The following is a 15,381-nucleotide window of genomic DNA, read 5'->3' as shown; positions in this document are numbered from 1 at the left end:
CAGGTGCCATCCCGGGGCCCGCCTTCCCGGGCCGTCCGCGGCGCCTTCCCCGCTGCTCCCGGGGTCCACGCGCGGGTCCACACGGGGCGCGTCCCGCCCTGCTCGGCGGTCGGGGCCCGTAGTCGTTGTGTGATTGTGATGTGGGGGCGCCCGGGGCCCGGGCACGGCTTTGAGGGGCGTTCTGCCGTCACTCCGCCGCGCGGTACCTTCGAGCCCACGCCGATGAGGAGAGTTAACGTGAGCAAGTTCGTGCGGCCGGCACCCGAGGGCGCGGACCCCTTCGGCACGGCCCGCCTGCGTCGCGGAGTACTGGACGCCTGGGCCACGAGCCCCGCCCGATTCCGGGAGGACGCCAACGCCGAGGAGGACCTCGTCCTCGGCGGGTACCGGGACCGGCTCGTCGTCGAGCTCGCTCAGAACGCCGCCGACGCCGCGGCCAGGGCCGGCGTGCCGGGGCGGCTGCGGCTCACCCTCCGGGACGGCGTCCTCGTCGCCGCCAACACCGGAGCACCCCTGGACGCCACCGGTGTGGAGTCCCTCGCCACCCTCCGTGCCTCCGCCAAGCGCGAGGCCCGGCAGTCGGCCGTGGCCGTCGGGCGGTTCGGTGTCGGCTTCGCCGCCGTCCTCGCCGTCACCGACGAGCCCGCCGTCGTCGGGCGGCACGGCGGAGTCCGCTGGGACCTGGCCGAGGCCCGCGCGCTCGCCTCCGAGACCGCCCGGCACAGCCCGGGGCTGGGCGACGAGGTCCGGCGGCGGGACGGCCATGTGCCCCTGCTCCGGCTTCCCTTCGCCGCCCAGGGCACCGCCCCCGACCCGTACGACACGGCCGTCATCCTGCCCCTGCGGGACACCGCCGCCGCCGATCTCGCCGAACGTCTCCTCGCCGCCGTCGACGACGCCCTCCTCCTCGCCCTCCCGGGCCTGGAAGAGGTCGTGATCGAGATCGGCGACGACGCGCCACGCGTCCTGCGCCGGGACACCGACGCCGGCGACGACGCCCTCACCGTCGTGGCGGACACGCGGGACGGGACCACCCGCTGGCGCGTCGCCGCCGCGTACGGCCCCCTCACGCCCGACCTCCTCGTCGACCGCCCGGTGGAGGAGCGGCTGCGCCCCCACTGGTCGGTCACCTGGGCCGTACCGGTCGACGACGACGGTTCGCCCGCCCGGCCCCGCACCACCCCCGTCGTGCACGCCCCCACCCCCAGCGACGAGCCCCTCGGCGTCCCCGCCCTGCTCATCGCCTCCTTCCCGCTCGACACCACCCGCCGGCACGCCGCCCCCGGCCCGCTCACCGACCATCTGGTGCAGCGCGCGGCGGACGCGTACGCCGAACTCCTCGCCGGCTGGCGGCCGGTGGGCGCCGGGATCATCGATCTCGTGCCCGGGCCGCTGGGCAAGGGGGAGCTCGACGGGGCGCTGCGCCAGGCGATCCTGGAGCGGCTGCCGCGGACCGCGTTCCTGCCGCCCGCCGTCCGGCCCGTCCCCGAGGACGAGGGCGAGGGCGACGACGCGGTCGAGTTCCCCGAAGCCCTCCGTCCCCGGGACGCCGAGGTCGTCGAGGGCGCCGGCGCCGACACCGTGCGGGTGCTGGCGGAGGTGCTGCCCACCCTGCTGCCCGCCGGGCTGGAGCGGCGCGTCGAGCTGCGCACGCTGGGCGTCGCCCGGATCCCGCTCGCCGACGCCGTGGACCGGCTGGCCGGTCTGGAGAAGGACCCGCAGTGGTGGTACCGGCTCTACGACAGCCTCGCCGGCGTCGACCCGGACCGGCTCTCCGGGCTTCCGGTGCCGCTCGCCGGGGGTACCTCCCAGACTTTCGGCACTGGGGGAGGGAGGACCACCATCGGCCCCCGCCAGGTGCTGCTGCCCACCGCGGACGCTGGGGGTCCCGCCCCGGAGATCCTCGCCCGCCTCGGCCTCAAGGTCGCCCACCAGGACGCCGTGCACCCCCTCCTGGAGAAGCTCGGCGCCCTGCCCGCCACCCCCCGCGCCGTCCTGACCACCCCGCAGGTGCGGGCCGCCGTCGCCGCGTCCCTGGACGACGACCGCGGCGCCTGGGACGACCAGGACACTCCGGACGCCGAGGAGCTCGCCGACACCGTGCTCGCGCTGGTCCGCGACGCCGGCCTGGACCCCGGCGACGAACCCTGGCTCGGTGCCCTCGCGCTGCCCGACGAGGAGGGGGAACTCGTCCCCGCCGGCGAACTGGTGCTGCCGGGCAGCCCGTTCGCCTCCGTCATCCGGGAGGACGAACTCGCCCACGTCGACGCCGAACTGGCGGACCGGTGGGGCGAACAGCCCCTCGCCGCCTGTGGTGTCCTCGCGAACTTCGCGCTCGTCCGCGCCACCGACGTCGTCCTCGACCCGGACGAACTGGAGCCCCGCGAGGGGGACTTCGCCGAGCCCGACGACGCGGGCCTGCTGGACGCGGTCGACGTGTGGTGCGAGGACATCCTCGACCGGTTCCCCGACAGCCCGGTGCCTCCCGTCGCCACCGAGCTGGTCGCCGTCCGCGACCTCGACCTCGTCGACGAGGACCGCTGGCCGCAGGCCCTCGCGCTGCTCGCCCGGCCGCCCCTGCGGGACGCCCTCACCCAGCCCGTCCGGATCCTGCTGCCCGACGGCACCCACGAGGTCGTCCGGCCGTACACCGCCTGGTGGCTGCGCGGGAACCCGGTGCTCGACGGCCGCCGTCCGGCCGGTCTGCTGGCGGCCGGCGGGGATCCGCTCCTGCACGGGCTGTACGAGGAGGCCGACGCCACCGGCTTCGACGACGAGCAGGTGCTGCGCGCCCTCGGCGTGCGGACCTCCGTGGCCGCGCTGCTCGACGAGCCCGGCGGCGCCGCCGAACTCCTCGACCGCCTCGCCGACCCGGAACGACCCGTCACTGCCGCCCAACTGCACGGTCTATACGGTGCGTTGGCCGAGCTGGATCCCGAGCGGGTGACCCTCCCGGACGAGCTGCGGGCGGTCGTCGACGGCCGGGTCGACGTCGTGGACGCGGCCGACGCCGTCGTCGTCGACTCGCCCGATCTGCTGCCCTTCACCGAGGGTGTGCCGCTGCTTCCGGTACGGCCGTCCCGGGCCGCCGAACTGGCCGAACTGTTCCAGGTGCGGCGGCTGAGCGAGTCCGTGACCGGGCGGGTCGACTCCGAGGGCGCCGAGCACGACGTACCGGAGTCGGTGCGGGTGCTGCTCGGGCCGGGCACGCCCGACACGTACGTCGAGCACGAGGAACTCGTCGTCGACGGCGTGGAGATCGACTGGCGGCTGACCGACGACGGCGTCCTGCACGCCGCGACCCTGGAGGGCGTCGCCGCCGGACTCGCCTGGGCGGCGAGGCAGTGGCCACGCCGCTTCGAGGTCGCCGCCCTGCTCGAGGACCCGTCCCGGACCGCGGAGTTGGCCCGCGACCGCTGGTTCGACTGACAGCGTCACGGTCCGGGTCCGAGCGCCCTCGCGGGTATACGCGGGGGCGCTCACATCTTCTCCGCGATTTCTCCATCGAACGTGCAACCGTCGGACAGGGGTACGAGTCTCTTCCCGTGAATCGCGATTTCCAACGGGGGGAAAACCTATGCGCATCCGCGCGACAGCCGCCGTCTCCTTCGGTGCTCTGGCCCTCGCCGGCCTGGCCGTTCCCGCCGCGCAGGCCGCGCCGAGCGACGGCGGTACCGGCGACATACGGATCACGAAGGTGGTCGTCGACGGTGACAACAAGGTGCCCGTCTCCACCAACGCGGCGAAGACCATCTCCATCAGCGTGACCGCCACGGACGACTCCGGCATCAAGAGCGCCGAGCACTTCACGCTGACGGGCCCCGACTACGGCTTCGAGATGACCGGCACCCCGACCTGCAAGAAGGTCAACGCCACCACCTCCACGTGCACCGCCTCCGTGAAGGTGGACCCGAGGACCGACTACTTCAGCAACAAGAACGCCGGCACCTGGTACGTCGACGCGTGGATCGACGCCAATGACGGCGACTTCGTGTGGAAGGAGAAGGCCGGTTCCTTCCACTTCCAGCGCGTCTCCAAGCTGACGGTCAACGCGACGCCGGAGCCGGTGAAGAAGGGCAAGACGATCACCGTGACCGGCTCCCTCACCCGCGCCAACTGGGAGACGCTCAAGTTCGGCGGTTACGGCGCCCAGTCGGTGCAGCTCCAGTACAAGAAGAAGGGCTCCACCAAGTGGAGCACCGTGAAGACCGTCAAGACGACCTCCACCGGCGGTCTGAAGACCACCGTCAAGGCGACGGCGGACGGCAACTACCGCTACACCTTCGTGGGCAACACGACCACGGCGGCGGTCACGGCCGCGAGCGACTTCGTCGACGTCAAGTAGCAGGCCCGCCCTCCGGAACGGCCGCTCGTCCGGGAAACCGTTTTCCGTACAACCATTTCCCGGTTTCAGGAATCTGATCATGCGAGCCGACAGGCTCGTCGACCACTTGGGCTCGCTGGTGGCACCCGCCCGGAGAGCCCCTTGATCCCCTTGGGACATTCATGCGCATACGAGCCACCGTGGCCGCCGTCACCGGCGCCCTGGCCCTGTCCGCCCTCGCCGTGCCGGCCGCGCAGGCCGCCGGTAGCGACACGCACAACCCCGTCGACACTCTGAAGGCCCTCCACGCGGCCACCTCCGGCCAGAACGCCTTCACCGGCGCCACCGCCGACACCGGCACGCCGTACGCGCTGGACGCCAAGTTCGGCAACGTCAAGATCAACAGCGGCAAGCCGATCGTCGCGGGCACCACCGCCACGGTCACGGTCCCGGTCACCTTCACGGTCACGCACGGCGCGGACGTCGACGTCACCGCCGACGACACCGAGCTGGACCTGGTCATCTACCGCGGCTCGTACAGCAGCCCGGCCAACATCCTGGTCGGCGACGACTGGCCGGCCTGCACCAACACCTCGGCCACGGTCGCCAGTTGCAAGGGCACCCTCGACATCTACCCGGGTGAGGAGCTGGTCAACGCCGACGCCACCACCTGGAAGGCGCTCGGCTACGTCATCGACTGGAACGACGTCGACCCGTACACCACCGACGACATCGACTGGACCAAGGTCGGTTACGCCGAGGGCGACGCCCTGGCCACCACCAAGCTCCAGCGGCTGTCCAAGCTGACGGTCAACGCCGCGCCGGAGCCGGTGAAGAAGGGCAAGACCATCACCGTCACGGGCAGCCTGACCCGTGCCAACTGGGACAGCGGCAAGTACACCGGTTACTCCGGCGTCTACGCCCAGCTCCAGTTCCGCAAGAAGAACTCCACCACCTACACCACGGTGAAGTCGGTCAAGGCCACCTCGACCGGCGCTCTGAAGACCACCGTCAAGGCGGGCGTGGACGGCTACTACCGCTACAGCTTCGTCGGCACCACGACCGCCCCGGCGGTCAAGGCCGCGGGCGACTTCATCGACGTCAAGTAGGACGCCGAGACAGGACGCCGTAGCAAGAGCGGCCGGCCCCGGATCTCCGGGGCCGGCCGTTCGCCGCTCTTCCTCTGTTCTTCCTCTGCTCTTACCTCCCGCCGCGCAACCGGCGCCCTTCGTCATGGATCTCACCCGATGGGTCAACAGACTCCGAGATCTCTCCTCCATCTGGGGAACGCATCAACGCGGGCAAGGCCGTCGTGGTCGGCCCCTCGGCCAAGGTCACCGTCACCGCCACGTACACCGTGACGAAGCCCGCGAGCCTCAGCGCGAGCTCCTTCGAGAACGGTCCGATGCTCTACCGGGGTACCGCGCTCGGCGCGAACTCGCAGATCATCGCCGGTGACGAGCCGGGCACCTGCAAGGCCGTCTCCACGACGGTCCTCAACTGCACCGCGAAGATCCAGTTCCGTCCCACCGTCTCCAGCGCGTACGACGACCTGGCCAACAGCCAGGCAGGCACCTGGAAGGTGGGCGCGCTCGCCGTCCCGGACGACGCCGGCAGCGAAGCCGACCTCAAGTGGCAGAGCAACCTGGGCGCCGTCAACGTGCAGCGCCAGGCGCAGCTGACGGCCGACGCCACGCCCGAGCCGGTGAAGAAGGGCAAGACCCTCACCATCACGGGCAAGCTGACCCGCGCCAACTGGGACACCAACAAGCTCGGCGGTTACGCGGCCCAGCCGGTGAAGCTCCAGTTCAAGAAGAAGGGCAGCACCACGTACACCACGGTCAAGACCGTGAAGACCAGCTCGACCGGCGCCCTGAAGACCACGGTCAAGGCCGTCGCCGACGGCTACTACCGCTACAGCTTCGCCGGCACCACGACGACCCCGGCGGTCAGCGCGGCGGGCGACTTCGTCGACGTCAAGTAACAGCTGGGCAGGAAACGACAGCTAGGCAGGAAAGCGGCGGTCGACCCATCTCCAGGAGAACTCCAGGGCGGCCGCCGCCACCGCCGCCACCCCCACCGCGATCCACGGCATGGTCATCCCGACCAGCTTCAGCGCGAAGAAGTCCTGAAGCCACGGGACCACCAGCACCAGCACGAACGCTCCGCCCATCGAAGCCACCAGCAGCACCCGCCACCAGGTGTAGGGGCGGGCGATGATCGCCAGCACCCACATCGAGATCAGGAACAGCGTGAGGGTCGCCGCACTGGTCTCGGCCTCCAAGGAGCCCGCACCGGTGTAGTGGTGACGGGCGACCAGATAGGTGGCGAAGGTCGCGACCCCGGCCACCACCCCGCCCGGGACCGAGTACCGCATCACCCGTCGTACGAAGTGCGGCCGGGCCCGTTCCGTGTTGGGGGCGAGGGCGAGGAAGAAGGCCGGGATGCCGATCGTGAGGGTGGACAGCAGGGTCAGGTGCCTGGGCAGGAAGGGGTATTCGACCTGCCAGCAGACCACCAGCAGGGCCAGCAGCACCGAGTAGACCGTCTTCACCAGGAAGAGGGTCGCGACGCGGGTGATGTTGCCGATGACCCGCCGGCCCTCCGCCACCACCGACGGCAGGGTCGCGAAGCTGTTGTTCAGCAGCACGATCTGCGCGACCGCCCGGGTGGCCTCGGAACCCGAGCCCATCGCGACGCCGATGTCGGCGTCCTTCAGCGCGAGGACGTCGTTGACGCCGTCCCCGGTCATCGCGACCGTGTGCCCGCGCGACTGCAGCGCGCCGACCATGTCCCGCTTCTGCTGCGGGGTGACCCGGCCGAACACCGTGCCCTCGTCCAGGGCCCGGCCCATGCCCTCCGGCTCGGCGGGCAGCCGGCGCGCGTCGACCGTACGGCCGTCCAGCCCGAGCTTCGAGGCCACCGCCCCCACCGACACCGCGTTGTCGCCGGAGATGACCTTGGCGCGCACGTCCTGCTCGGCGAAGTAGCGCAGGGTCTCGGCGGCGTCCGGCCGCAGCCGCTGTTCGAGTACGACGAGTGCGGCGGGCCTGGCACCGCGTGCGGGTTCGGGGTCGTCGAGGTCGCGGGCGGCACGGGCCAGCAGCAGCACCCGCAGACCCTGCTCGTTGAGCCGCTCGGTCTCGGCGAGGGCGGGATCGTCGTCGGTCAGCAGCACGTCCGGCGCTCCCAGCAGCCAGGTGCCGTTCTCCCCGTTGCCCTCGCTGAGGCTGGCGCCGCTGTACTTGCGGGCGGAGGAGAAGGGCAGGGACTCGGTGCAGCGCCAGTCCTCGGCGTCCGGGTAGGCGTCGATGATCGCCTGGAGCGAGGCGTTCGGCCTCGGGTCGGACTCGCCGAGGGCCCCGAGCACCCGGCGTACGTAGGACTCGTCGTAGCCGTCGAGGGTGCTCAGGCCGGTGACGTCCATGCCGCCCTCGGTGAGCGTGCCGGTCTTGTCCAGGCAGACGGTGTCGACGCGGGCGAGGCCCTCGATGGCCGGCAGCTCCTGCACCAGGCACTGTTTTCGGCCGAGTCGGATGACGCCGATCGCGAAGGCGACCGAGGTGAGCAGGACGAGCCCCTCGGGGACCATCGGGACGATGCCTCCGACGGTGCGGGCGATGGACTCCTTGAGGTCGTTGTTCTTGACGAAGAGCTGCGTGACGACCAGGCCGATCGCGGCCGGGACCATCATCCAGGTCACGTACTTGAGGATCGTGGAGATGCCGGAGCGCAGCTCGGAGTGGACGAGCGTGAAGCGGGAGGCCTCCTCGGCGAGCTGGGCGGCGTAGGCCTCCCGGCCGACCTTCGTGGCCTGGAAGGCACCGCCGCCGGCCACCACGAAACTGCCCGACATGACCTGGTCGCCCGGCCGTTTGACGACGGGGTCGGCCTCGCCGGTGAGCAGTGACTCGTCGATCTCCAGTCCGTCCGCCTCGGCGCACACCCCGTCCACGGCGACCTTGTCCCCGGGCCCGATCTCGATGAGGTCGTCCAGGACGAGTTCCGAGGTGGAGACCTCGACGGCCGTGCCGTCGCGGCGGACGGTGGGCCGGGCCTCGCCGACGACCGCGAGGGAGTCCAGGGTCTGCTTCGCCCGCCACTCCTGGATGATGCCGATGCCGGTGTTGGCGAGGATCACGAAGCCGAACAGGCCGTCCTGGATGGGCGCGACGAACAGCATGACCACCCAGAGGACACCGATGATCGCGTTGAACCGGGTGAAGACGTTCGCCCGGACGATCTCGCCGACGGAGCGACTGCTGCGGACGGGTACGTCGTTCACCTGACCGCGCGCGACCCGGTCCGCGACCTCGGCGGCGGTGAGGCCGGTCGCCGTCGGCGCGGAGGCGGGGGCGTCGGTGTGGGCCATGGGTTCGACGGTACGTGCGGATCTGGGGGTCCACCCCCTGAGGACGCCGAAGATCAGACCTCGGGAGGACGGGCGCGGTGCCCTCCAGTACCTCGGTAGTAGCGCCCCGGTACCTGCCTGGGGACAGCCCCTAGTCGGTGACCGGGCGCACGGGCTCGGCCGGCTCGCGTGCCGCGTCCCGTTTGATCGCCGCGTCCCGCTTGCGGACGTACCAGATGCCGATGAGGCCGAGTCCGGCCCCCGCGAGGCACGTCCAGATCCACCACAGATGGCCGTGGTCGTCGTACCAGCCGTAGAAGGGGAGCTGGACGAGGAAGAGGACGAACCAGAGGATCGTGCCGCCGGTGACGGTGGCGACCACGGGGCCCTCCAGGGGTTCCGGCGCCTCGTGTTCAGGGATCCACTTCTTCATGGTGCTCAGCTTACGAGGCGGTCAGGTCTACGCGCGGAGATGGCCGATCCGAACGTTATATGTTCATACTGAAACGGTTTGGTACTGACCACTTCTCTTCGTAGGAAACTCCAAAAAGATGCCCACGTCGGCCCCCGCCAAGGTCCCCGCCCCTGAACAGCCGGGAGCCACGCCCCTCTTCGGCGCCCTCGACCGATACTTCAGGATCACCGAACGGGGCAGCAGCCTGCCCCGCGAGATCCGCGGCGGTTTCGCCACCTTCTTCGCGATGGCGTACATCATCGTGCTGAACCCGATCATCCTCGGCAGCGCGAAGGACATGTACGGGCACCAGCTCGACAACGGCCAGCTGGTCACGGCCACCTGTGTGACCGCCGCCTTCACCACGCTCCTCATGGGCGTGATCGGCAACGTGCCCATCGCGCTGGCCGCCGGCCTCGGCGTGAACTCGGTGGTCGCGCTCCAGCTCGCGCCCCGGATGTCCTGGGCGGACGCCATGGGCATGGTCGTGCTCGCGGGCTTCGTGGTCATGCTCCTCGTCGCCACCGGTCTGCGTGAGCGCGTCATGAACGCGGTGCCCTTCGGCCTGCGCAAGGCGATCAGCATCGGTATCGGCCTGTTCATCATGCTGATCGGGCTCGTCGACTCCGGCTTCGTCAGCCGTATCCCGGACGCCGCCCACACCACCGTCCCGCTCCAGCTCGGCGCCGACGGTCACCTGAACGGCTGGCCGGTCCTCGTCTTCATCCTGGGCGCCCTGCTCACGCTGGCCCTGATCACCCGCAAGGTGCCCGGCGCGATCCTGATCTCGATCGTCGCCATGACGGTCCTCTCGCTGATCATCAACGCGGTGGCGACGATCCCGTCCTGGGGCCTCACCACTCCCGAGTGGCCCGGCAACCCCGTCGCCGGCCCCGACTTCGGGCTCATCGGCGAGTTCAGCCTCTTCGGCGGCTTCGGCAAGGTCGGCGTCCTGACCGGCGTCCTCTTCGTCTTCACGGTCCTGCTGTCGTGCTTCTTCGACGCGATGGGCACGATCATGGGCGTCAGCGACGAGGCCAAGCTGACCAACGCCCAGGGCGAGATGCCCGGCATCAACAAGGTCCTCTTCGTCGACGGCCTCGCGGTCGCCGCGGGCGGTGCCAGCTCCTCCTCCGCCACCACCGCCTTCGTGGAGTCCACGGCCGGCGTCGGCGAGGGCGCACGCACCGGCCTCGCGAACATCGTCACCGGCGGCCTCTTCACCGTCGCGCTGTTCCTCACGCCGGTCGCCACGATGGTCCCGTCCCAGGCCGCCACCCCGGCCCTGCTCGCGGTGGGCTTCCTGATCCTGGCCGGCTCGGTCAAGGAGATCGACTGGGCCGACCCCACCATCGCCGTCCCGGCCTTCATCACCATGGTGATGATGCCGTTCACCTACTCGATCACCAACGGCATCGGCATGGGCTTCATCACCTTCGTGGTGCTGCGCCTGGCGGCCGGGCGTGGCCGGGAGGTCCCGGCGCCGATGTACGTGGTCTCCGCCGTCTTCGCCTTCTACTACCTGATGCCGGCCCTCGGCCTCACCTGATCCCCGCCCGCCCGCGGCGGCTCAGGGCTACGGGCTCAGGTGAGCCCGTAGAACTTGTCCGTCTCCTCGACGGCGGTCTGGAACCGCTCGTCGAAGTCATCGCGAATGAGCGTCCGGACGACATAGTCCTGGACGCTCATTCCCCTTTTCGCGGCATGCTGCCGGAGCCGCTCGAGCAGCTCCTCGTCTATCCGCAGGCTGAGCACACTGGTCCCCATGAGACGAGGGTCGCGGGCGCGTACCGCAATCCGGTCACTTTCCGCTGCCTACTCACTCGTTCGAGTGATGGAGAGGTTTCCGCGGCCGGGGTCATGGGGAATCCCGGCACCCCCAGCTTGTTTAGCCAGAGTAATGAGTTATCCTAAAGAGATGCCTGACCTCACCCATGGCGACAACGCTGCCGCCGTGAACTCCCTGCGTTCAGCCGTGATGCGGCTGTCCCGCCGGCTCAAGCACCAGCGGGTCGACGAGTCGCTGAGCCCCACCGAGATGTCGGTGCTCGGCACCCTCTCCCTCTGCGGCAGTGCCACCCCGGGCGAGCTCGCCCGCAAGGAGCATGTGCAGCCGCCGTCGATGACCCGCATCGTGGCGCTGCTGGAGGCCAAGGGGCTGGTCCGGCTGGAGCCGCACCCCGAGGACCGGCGCCAGAAGGTCGTCACCAAGACCGAGCAGGCCGAGGCCATGCTCAAGGAGAGCCGCGTCAAGCGGAACGCCTTCCTGGCGACCCTCGTCGACGGCCTCGACGAGGACGAGTGGGCGAAACTGCGCGCCGCCGCCCCCGTGCTGGAAAAACTCGCACACCTGTAGACAGCCGTCAGCCACGAGGAGGCGACCCTTTTGAGTTCGGGATCCGGAGCAGACTCCGCCCCCGCACCGACCACCCACGAGACCCTTGCCGAGGAGCCCGCCGCGGGCGCCCGCAAGTCATCCATGTTCAGCTCTCTGAAGGTCAGGAACTACCGCCTGTTCTTCATGGGCCAGGTCGTGTCCAACATCGGCACCTGGATGCAGCGCATCGCCCAGGACTGGCTGGTCCTCAGCCTCACCGGCTCCGCGACCGCCGTCGGCGTCACGACGGCCCTCCAGTTCCTGCCGATGCTGCTCTTCGGGCTCTACGGCGGTGTGCTCGTCGACCGGCTGCCCAAGCGCCGGACGCTGCTGTTCACCCAGTCCGCGATGGCCCTCACCGGCATCGCGCTCGCCGTCCTCACCCTCTCCGGCCACGTCCAGGTCTGGCACGTCTACGTCGCCGCCTTCGCCGTGGGCCTCGCGACCGTCGTGGACAACCCGGCCCGCCAGACCTTCGTCTCCGAGATGGTCGGCCCCGACCAGCTCCAGAACGCGGTCAGCCTCAACTCCGCGAACTTCCAGTCGGCGCGGCTGGTCGGCCCCGCGGTGGCAGGCGTGATGATCACCGGCGTCGGGACCGGCTGGGCGTTCCTGCTCAACGGACTGTCCTTCGTCGCCCCCCTCGCCGGCCTGCTGCTGATGCGCTCGCGCGACCTGCACGCCGTCCACCGCGCCCCACGCGGCAAGGGCCAGCTGCGCGAGGGTCTCCACTACGTCGCCGGGCGCCCCGAGCTGATCTGGACGATCGTCCTGGTCGGGTTCGTCAGCACCTTCGGCTTCAACTTCCCCGTCTACCTCTCCGCCTTCGCCGACGACGTCTTCCACGCGGGCGCCGGCTCCTACAGCCTGTTCAACACGCTGATGGCGGTGGGCTCCCTGGCCGGCGCCCTGCTCGCGGCCCGGCGCGGCACGGCCCGGATGCGGGTGCTGGTCGCCGGAGCGGTGGCCTTCGGCACCATGGAGATCGTGGCCTCCATGGCCCCCTCCCTGTGGCTGTTCGCCCTGCTCATGGCCCCGATCGGCATGTTCGGCATGACGGTCAACGTCACCGCCAACAGCAGCGTCCAGATGAGCACCGACCCGGCCATGCGCGGCCGGGTGATGGCCCTCTACATGATGGTGTTCATGGGCGGCGCCCCGATCGGCGCGCCGATCGCCGGCTGGATCACCGACGCGTACGGCGTCCGGGCGGGCCTGGCGGCGGGCGGCGTCGTCTCGGCCGTCGCGGCCGTCACCATCGGCCTGGTCCTGGCCCGGATGGGCAACCTGCGCCTGTCGGTGGGCTGGAACCGCGGCCACCCGAGCGTGCGGTTCGTGCCCCGGGAGAACCGGGAACTCGCCGCGGTGGCATGACGCCGTACGAGGTCACCCGTCATCACGCGTCAGGCGTCACCCGTGACGCGTCAGACGCCACCCGTCACGCGTCAGGCGTCACCCGTGACGCGTCAGACGCCACCCGTCACGCGTCAGACGTCACGCGTCACCCGTCACCCGGAGGATGCGGCGGGGGGCCGCAGCCGCCGGGCCAGCACCTGGCCCGGCCACGCGTGTTCCCCGACGGTGTACGCCTCGGTCGAGGTGAAGCCGTTGGCCTCGTAGTAGGCGACGAGCCCGCGGTCGTCGCCCGCGTAACAGTCCACCCGCAGCAGGGCGACGCCCGCCCGCCGGGTCTCCTCGGCGGCGTGCGCGAGCAGCGCGCTGCCCACCCCGTGGCCCTTGAAGCGCCGGTCGGAGGCGAGCCAGTGGATGTACCGCTCGGGCTCCCCGGGCGGCGGCAGATGGGCCAGGTACGCGCCGGGCGAGTCGGTCAGGGTGAGGGTGGCGGCCGGCACCCCGTCGGCCTCGGCGATGAACGCCCAGCCCTCGTCCAGGTACCGGGCGACCGACTCGGCCGTCTTCGGGTTCTCCGACAGGGGACTCGTCCCCCACTGACCGGGGCGCCCCTGCGCGACCAGCCACTCCACGCTGCTGTCGAGCATGCCGAGCATCACGGGGACGTCGTCGGGTCCGCCTTCTCTGATGGTGATGCGCATGACGCCCATCATGCCGGGCGGGCGGCCCCGCCGACCGGGAAAATCGGGGGCATGAGACTCTTCGCCGCCGTGCTGCCCCCGGACGACATCGCCGACGAACTCGCCGCGGAGATCGCCCGGTTGCACACACTGCCCGGTGCGGACGGCCTGCGCTGGACGGGCCGCCCCGGCTGGCACTTCACCCTCGCCTTCTACGGAGAGGTCGACGACGGTCTCGTACCGGAGCTGACGGCACGGCTGAGCCGGGCCGCGCACCGCGGCACACCCTTCGAGCTGGCCGTCCGGGGCGGGGGACACTTCGGGCACGGGAGGGCGCTGTGGGCCGGGGCCGCCGGGGACGTACCGGCGCTGCGGCTGCTGGCCGACCGGGCGGAGGCGGCGGCCCGCAAGGCCGGCGTGGAGATGGGGGAGCACCGCCGCTACAAGGCCCACCTGACGCTGGCCCGCAGCCGGGACGCGGTGGACGTGCGGCAGTTCGCCGAGGCGCTGGACGCCTTCGAGGGCCGTACCTGGACGGTGGGGGAGCTGGTGCTGGTGCGCAGCGACCTGCCGAAGTCCGGCGTTCCCGGGGAGCAGCCCCGTTACGAGCCGGTCGGGCGCTGGGCGCTCGGCGGGGCCGGTTAGGCTCGACACGTGGACCCGAAGACCCGGAACCGGATCATGGCCGGTGCGCTTGTGCTGATGTTCGTCGTGGTGGCGATGGCGGCGGCGGTCGGCAGATAGCCGAAGCCGCCGGACCGACCGCCGCCGCCGTGCCGTGCCCGGGTGAGCGGACGGGCCCCTGTCAGGGCCCTGCCGCCGCTACCAGGCGAAGGCCTCCGGGGACGGTCCCGGGCCGGGGAAGATCTCTTCCAGGCCGGACAGCAGCTCCTCGCTCAGCTCCAGTTCGACCGCGCGCAGGGCCGAGTCGAGCTGCTCGGCGGTGCGCGGACCGACGATCGGGCCGGTCACGCCGGGGCGGGTGAGCAGCCAGGCCAGGGCGGCCTCGCCGGGCTCGATGCCGTGCTTGTCGAGGAGGTCCTCGTAGGCCTGGATCTGTGCGCGTGCGGTGGGGTCGGCTAGGGTGTCGGCGGCCCGGCCGGAGGACCGGCGTCCGCCCGCGACCTCCTTCCTGATGACACCGCCGAGGACACCTCCCTGGAGCGGCGACCACGGGATGACCCCGAGCCCGTACTCCTGCGCGGCCGGGATGACCTCCATCTCGGCGCGGCGCTCGGCGAGGTTGTAGAGGCACTGCTCGCTGACGAGCCCGATGGTGCCGCCACGCCGGGCGGCGATCTCGTTGGCCTGGGCGATCTTGTAGCCGGGGAAGTTCGACGAGCCGGCGTAGAGGATCTTGCCCTGCTGCACCAGTACGTCGATGGCCTGCCAGATCTCCTCGAAGGGAGTGCTGCGGTCGACGTGGTGGAACTGGTAGAGGTCGATGTGGTCGGTGCCGAGCCGCTTGAGGCTGGCGTCGACGGCCCGCCGGATGTTCAGCGCGGACAGCTTGTCGTGGTTCGGCCAGGCCTCGCCGTCGGCGGCCATGTTGCCGTACACCTTGGTGGCGAGGACCACCTGGTCACGGCGCCCGCCGCCCTTCGCGAGCCAACTGCCGACGATCTCCTCGGTACGGCCCTTGTTCTCACCCCAGCCGTACACGTTCGCGGTGTCGAAGAGGTTGATGCCCGCGCCGAGCGCCGCGTCCATGATCGCGTGGCTGTCGGTCTCGTCGGTCTGCGGGCCGAAGTTCATGGTGCCGAGGACGAGGCGGCTGACCTTGAGTCCGGTACGTCCGAGCTGCGTGTACTTCATGACTCAAGCCAACGACTTGGAGTGCGC

Annotated in this window: 13 protein-coding genes; 8 read left to right on the top strand and 5 right to left on the bottom strand. The window is 71.0% G+C overall.

Annotation, left to right across the window (positions count from 1 at the left end):
* The first annotated feature begins 237 nt into the window (after nt 1-237).
* The 4 genes from ACFWBD_RS06355 (at nt 238) to ACFWBD_RS06340 (ending at nt 6,308) form a co-directional block, all read left to right on the top strand.
* Nucleotides 238-3,429, top strand: a complete 3,192-nt coding sequence (locus tag ACFWBD_RS06355; protein ID WP_385663418.1) for a sacsin N-terminal ATP-binding-like domain-containing protein — start codon at nt 238-240, stop codon at nt 3,427-3,429.
* A gap of 148 nt (nt 3,430-3,577) precedes the next feature.
* Nucleotides 3,578-4,345: a calcium-binding protein gene (locus tag ACFWBD_RS06350; protein ID WP_385663415.1), complete on the top strand. Its 768-nt coding sequence runs from the start codon at nt 3,578-3,580 to the stop codon at nt 4,343-4,345.
* A 161-nt stretch (nt 4,346-4,506) separates the two neighbouring features.
* Nucleotides 4,507-5,433, top strand: a complete 927-nt coding sequence (locus tag ACFWBD_RS06345) for a hypothetical protein (protein ID WP_385663412.1) — start codon at nt 4,507-4,509, stop codon at nt 5,431-5,433.
* 203 nt (nt 5,434-5,636) lie between these two features.
* The gene (locus ACFWBD_RS06340; protein WP_385663410.1) at nt 5,637-6,308 is read left to right on the top strand and encodes a hypothetical protein; all 672 of its coding nucleotides are present in this window, start codon (nt 5,637-5,639) and stop codon (nt 6,306-6,308) included.
* Nucleotides 6,309-6,329: 21 nt separating this feature from the next.
* Here the strand turns inward: ACFWBD_RS06340 and ACFWBD_RS06335 are convergent, their stop codons facing one another.
* Both ACFWBD_RS06335 and ACFWBD_RS06330 read right to left on the bottom strand, forming a co-directional pair.
* A complete protein-coding gene (locus ACFWBD_RS06335) occupies nt 6,330-8,696 on the bottom strand; it encodes an HAD-IC family P-type ATPase (RefSeq protein WP_385663407.1) in 2,367 nt (788 codons plus the stop codon).
* A 130-nt stretch (nt 8,697-8,826) separates the two neighbouring features.
* Nucleotides 8,827-9,108 carry a DUF2530 domain-containing protein gene (locus ACFWBD_RS06330; RefSeq protein ID WP_385663405.1) on the bottom strand — a complete coding sequence of 94 codons (282 nt, stop codon included), beginning with the start codon at nt 9,106-9,108 and terminating at the stop codon, nt 8,827-8,829.
* A gap of 118 nt (nt 9,109-9,226) precedes the next feature.
* Here ACFWBD_RS06330 and ACFWBD_RS06325 point away from each other — a divergent pair, with 118 nt between their 5' ends.
* Nucleotides 9,227-10,678: an NCS2 family permease gene (locus tag ACFWBD_RS06325; RefSeq protein WP_385663402.1), complete on the top strand. Its 1,452-nt coding sequence runs from the start codon at nt 9,227-9,229 to the stop codon at nt 10,676-10,678.
* A 35-nt stretch (nt 10,679-10,713) separates the two neighbouring features.
* On the opposite strand, the gene ACFWBD_RS06320 is transcribed toward ACFWBD_RS06325, so the two are convergent.
* Entirely contained in the window at nt 10,714-10,896 is a 183-nt protein-coding gene (locus ACFWBD_RS06320) for a CopG family antitoxin (RefSeq protein ID WP_385663399.1), read from the bottom strand.
* Between the two features lie 151 nt (nt 10,897-11,047).
* Here ACFWBD_RS06320 and ACFWBD_RS06315 point away from each other — a divergent pair, with 151 nt between their 5' ends.
* On the top strand, nt 11,048-11,485 hold the full coding sequence (locus tag ACFWBD_RS06315; RefSeq protein ID WP_385663396.1) for a MarR family winged helix-turn-helix transcriptional regulator: 438 nt from the start codon (nt 11,048-11,050) through the stop codon (nt 11,483-11,485).
* A 30-nt stretch (nt 11,486-11,515) separates the two neighbouring features.
* Nucleotides 11,516-12,880, top strand: coding sequence for an MFS transporter (locus ACFWBD_RS06310; RefSeq protein WP_385663393.1), 1,365 nt, complete (start codon nt 11,516-11,518; stop codon nt 12,878-12,880).
* Between the two features lie 134 nt (nt 12,881-13,014).
* Here ACFWBD_RS06310 and ACFWBD_RS06305 read toward each other — a convergent pair whose 3' ends face one another.
* On the bottom strand, nt 13,015-13,560 hold the full coding sequence (locus tag ACFWBD_RS06305; protein ID WP_385663390.1) for a GNAT family N-acetyltransferase: 546 nt from the start codon (nt 13,558-13,560) through the stop codon (nt 13,015-13,017).
* Nucleotides 13,561-13,611: 51 nt separating this feature from the next.
* Between ACFWBD_RS06305 and thpR the strand changes: the two genes are divergently transcribed.
* The gene (thpR, locus tag ACFWBD_RS06300) at nt 13,612-14,184 is read left to right on the top strand and encodes an RNA 2',3'-cyclic phosphodiesterase (protein WP_385663388.1); all 573 of its coding nucleotides are present in this window, start codon (nt 13,612-13,614) and stop codon (nt 14,182-14,184) included.
* Between the two features lie 177 nt (nt 14,185-14,361).
* On the opposite strand, the gene ACFWBD_RS06295 is transcribed toward thpR, so the two are convergent.
* Nucleotides 14,362-15,354 (bottom strand): aldo/keto reductase, encoded by a 993-nt coding sequence (locus ACFWBD_RS06295; protein WP_385663386.1) that lies wholly within the window; start codon nt 15,352-15,354, stop codon nt 14,362-14,364.
* Between the last annotated feature and the right edge of the window lie 27 nt (nt 15,355-15,381).

This window comes from Streptomyces sp. NPDC060002 (genome assembly GCF_042737245.1).
GTDB lineage: Bacteria > Actinomycetota > Actinomycetes > Streptomycetales > Streptomycetaceae > Streptomyces.
This window is presented reverse-complemented; position numbering and strand designations above follow the sequence as displayed.

What these genes read in the sequence shown, in the direction of transcription:
- ACFWBD_RS06305 (WP_385663390.1), bottom strand. Translation starts at nt 13,560, where the DNA reads ATGCGCATCACCATCAGAGAAGGCGGACCCGACGACGTCCCCGTGATG.
- ACFWBD_RS06350 (WP_385663415.1), top strand. Translation starts at nt 3,578, where the DNA reads ATGCGCATCCGCGCGACAGCCGCCGTCTCCTTCGGTGCTCTGGCCCTC.
- ACFWBD_RS06330 (WP_385663405.1), bottom strand. Translation starts at nt 9,108, where the DNA reads ATGAAGAAGTGGATCCCTGAACACGAGGCGCCGGAACCCCTGGAGGGC.
- ACFWBD_RS06335 (WP_385663407.1), bottom strand. Translation starts at nt 8,696, where the DNA reads ATGGCCCACACCGACGCCCCCGCCTCCGCGCCGACGGCGACCGGCCTC.
- ACFWBD_RS06325 (WP_385663402.1), top strand. Translation starts at nt 9,227, where the DNA reads ATGCCCACGTCGGCCCCCGCCAAGGTCCCCGCCCCTGAACAGCCGGGA.
- ACFWBD_RS06320 (WP_385663399.1), bottom strand. Translation starts at nt 10,896, where the DNA reads ATGGGGACCAGTGTGCTCAGCCTGCGGATAGACGAGGAGCTGCTCGAG.
- ACFWBD_RS06295 (WP_385663386.1), bottom strand. Translation starts at nt 15,354, where the DNA reads ATGAAGTACACGCAGCTCGGACGTACCGGACTCAAGGTCAGCCGCCTC.
- ACFWBD_RS06345 (WP_385663412.1), top strand. Translation starts at nt 4,507, where the DNA reads ATGCGCATACGAGCCACCGTGGCCGCCGTCACCGGCGCCCTGGCCCTG.
- thpR (WP_385663388.1), top strand. Translation starts at nt 13,612, where the DNA reads ATGAGACTCTTCGCCGCCGTGCTGCCCCCGGACGACATCGCCGACGAA.
- ACFWBD_RS06315 (WP_385663396.1), top strand. Translation starts at nt 11,048, where the DNA reads ATGCCTGACCTCACCCATGGCGACAACGCTGCCGCCGTGAACTCCCTG.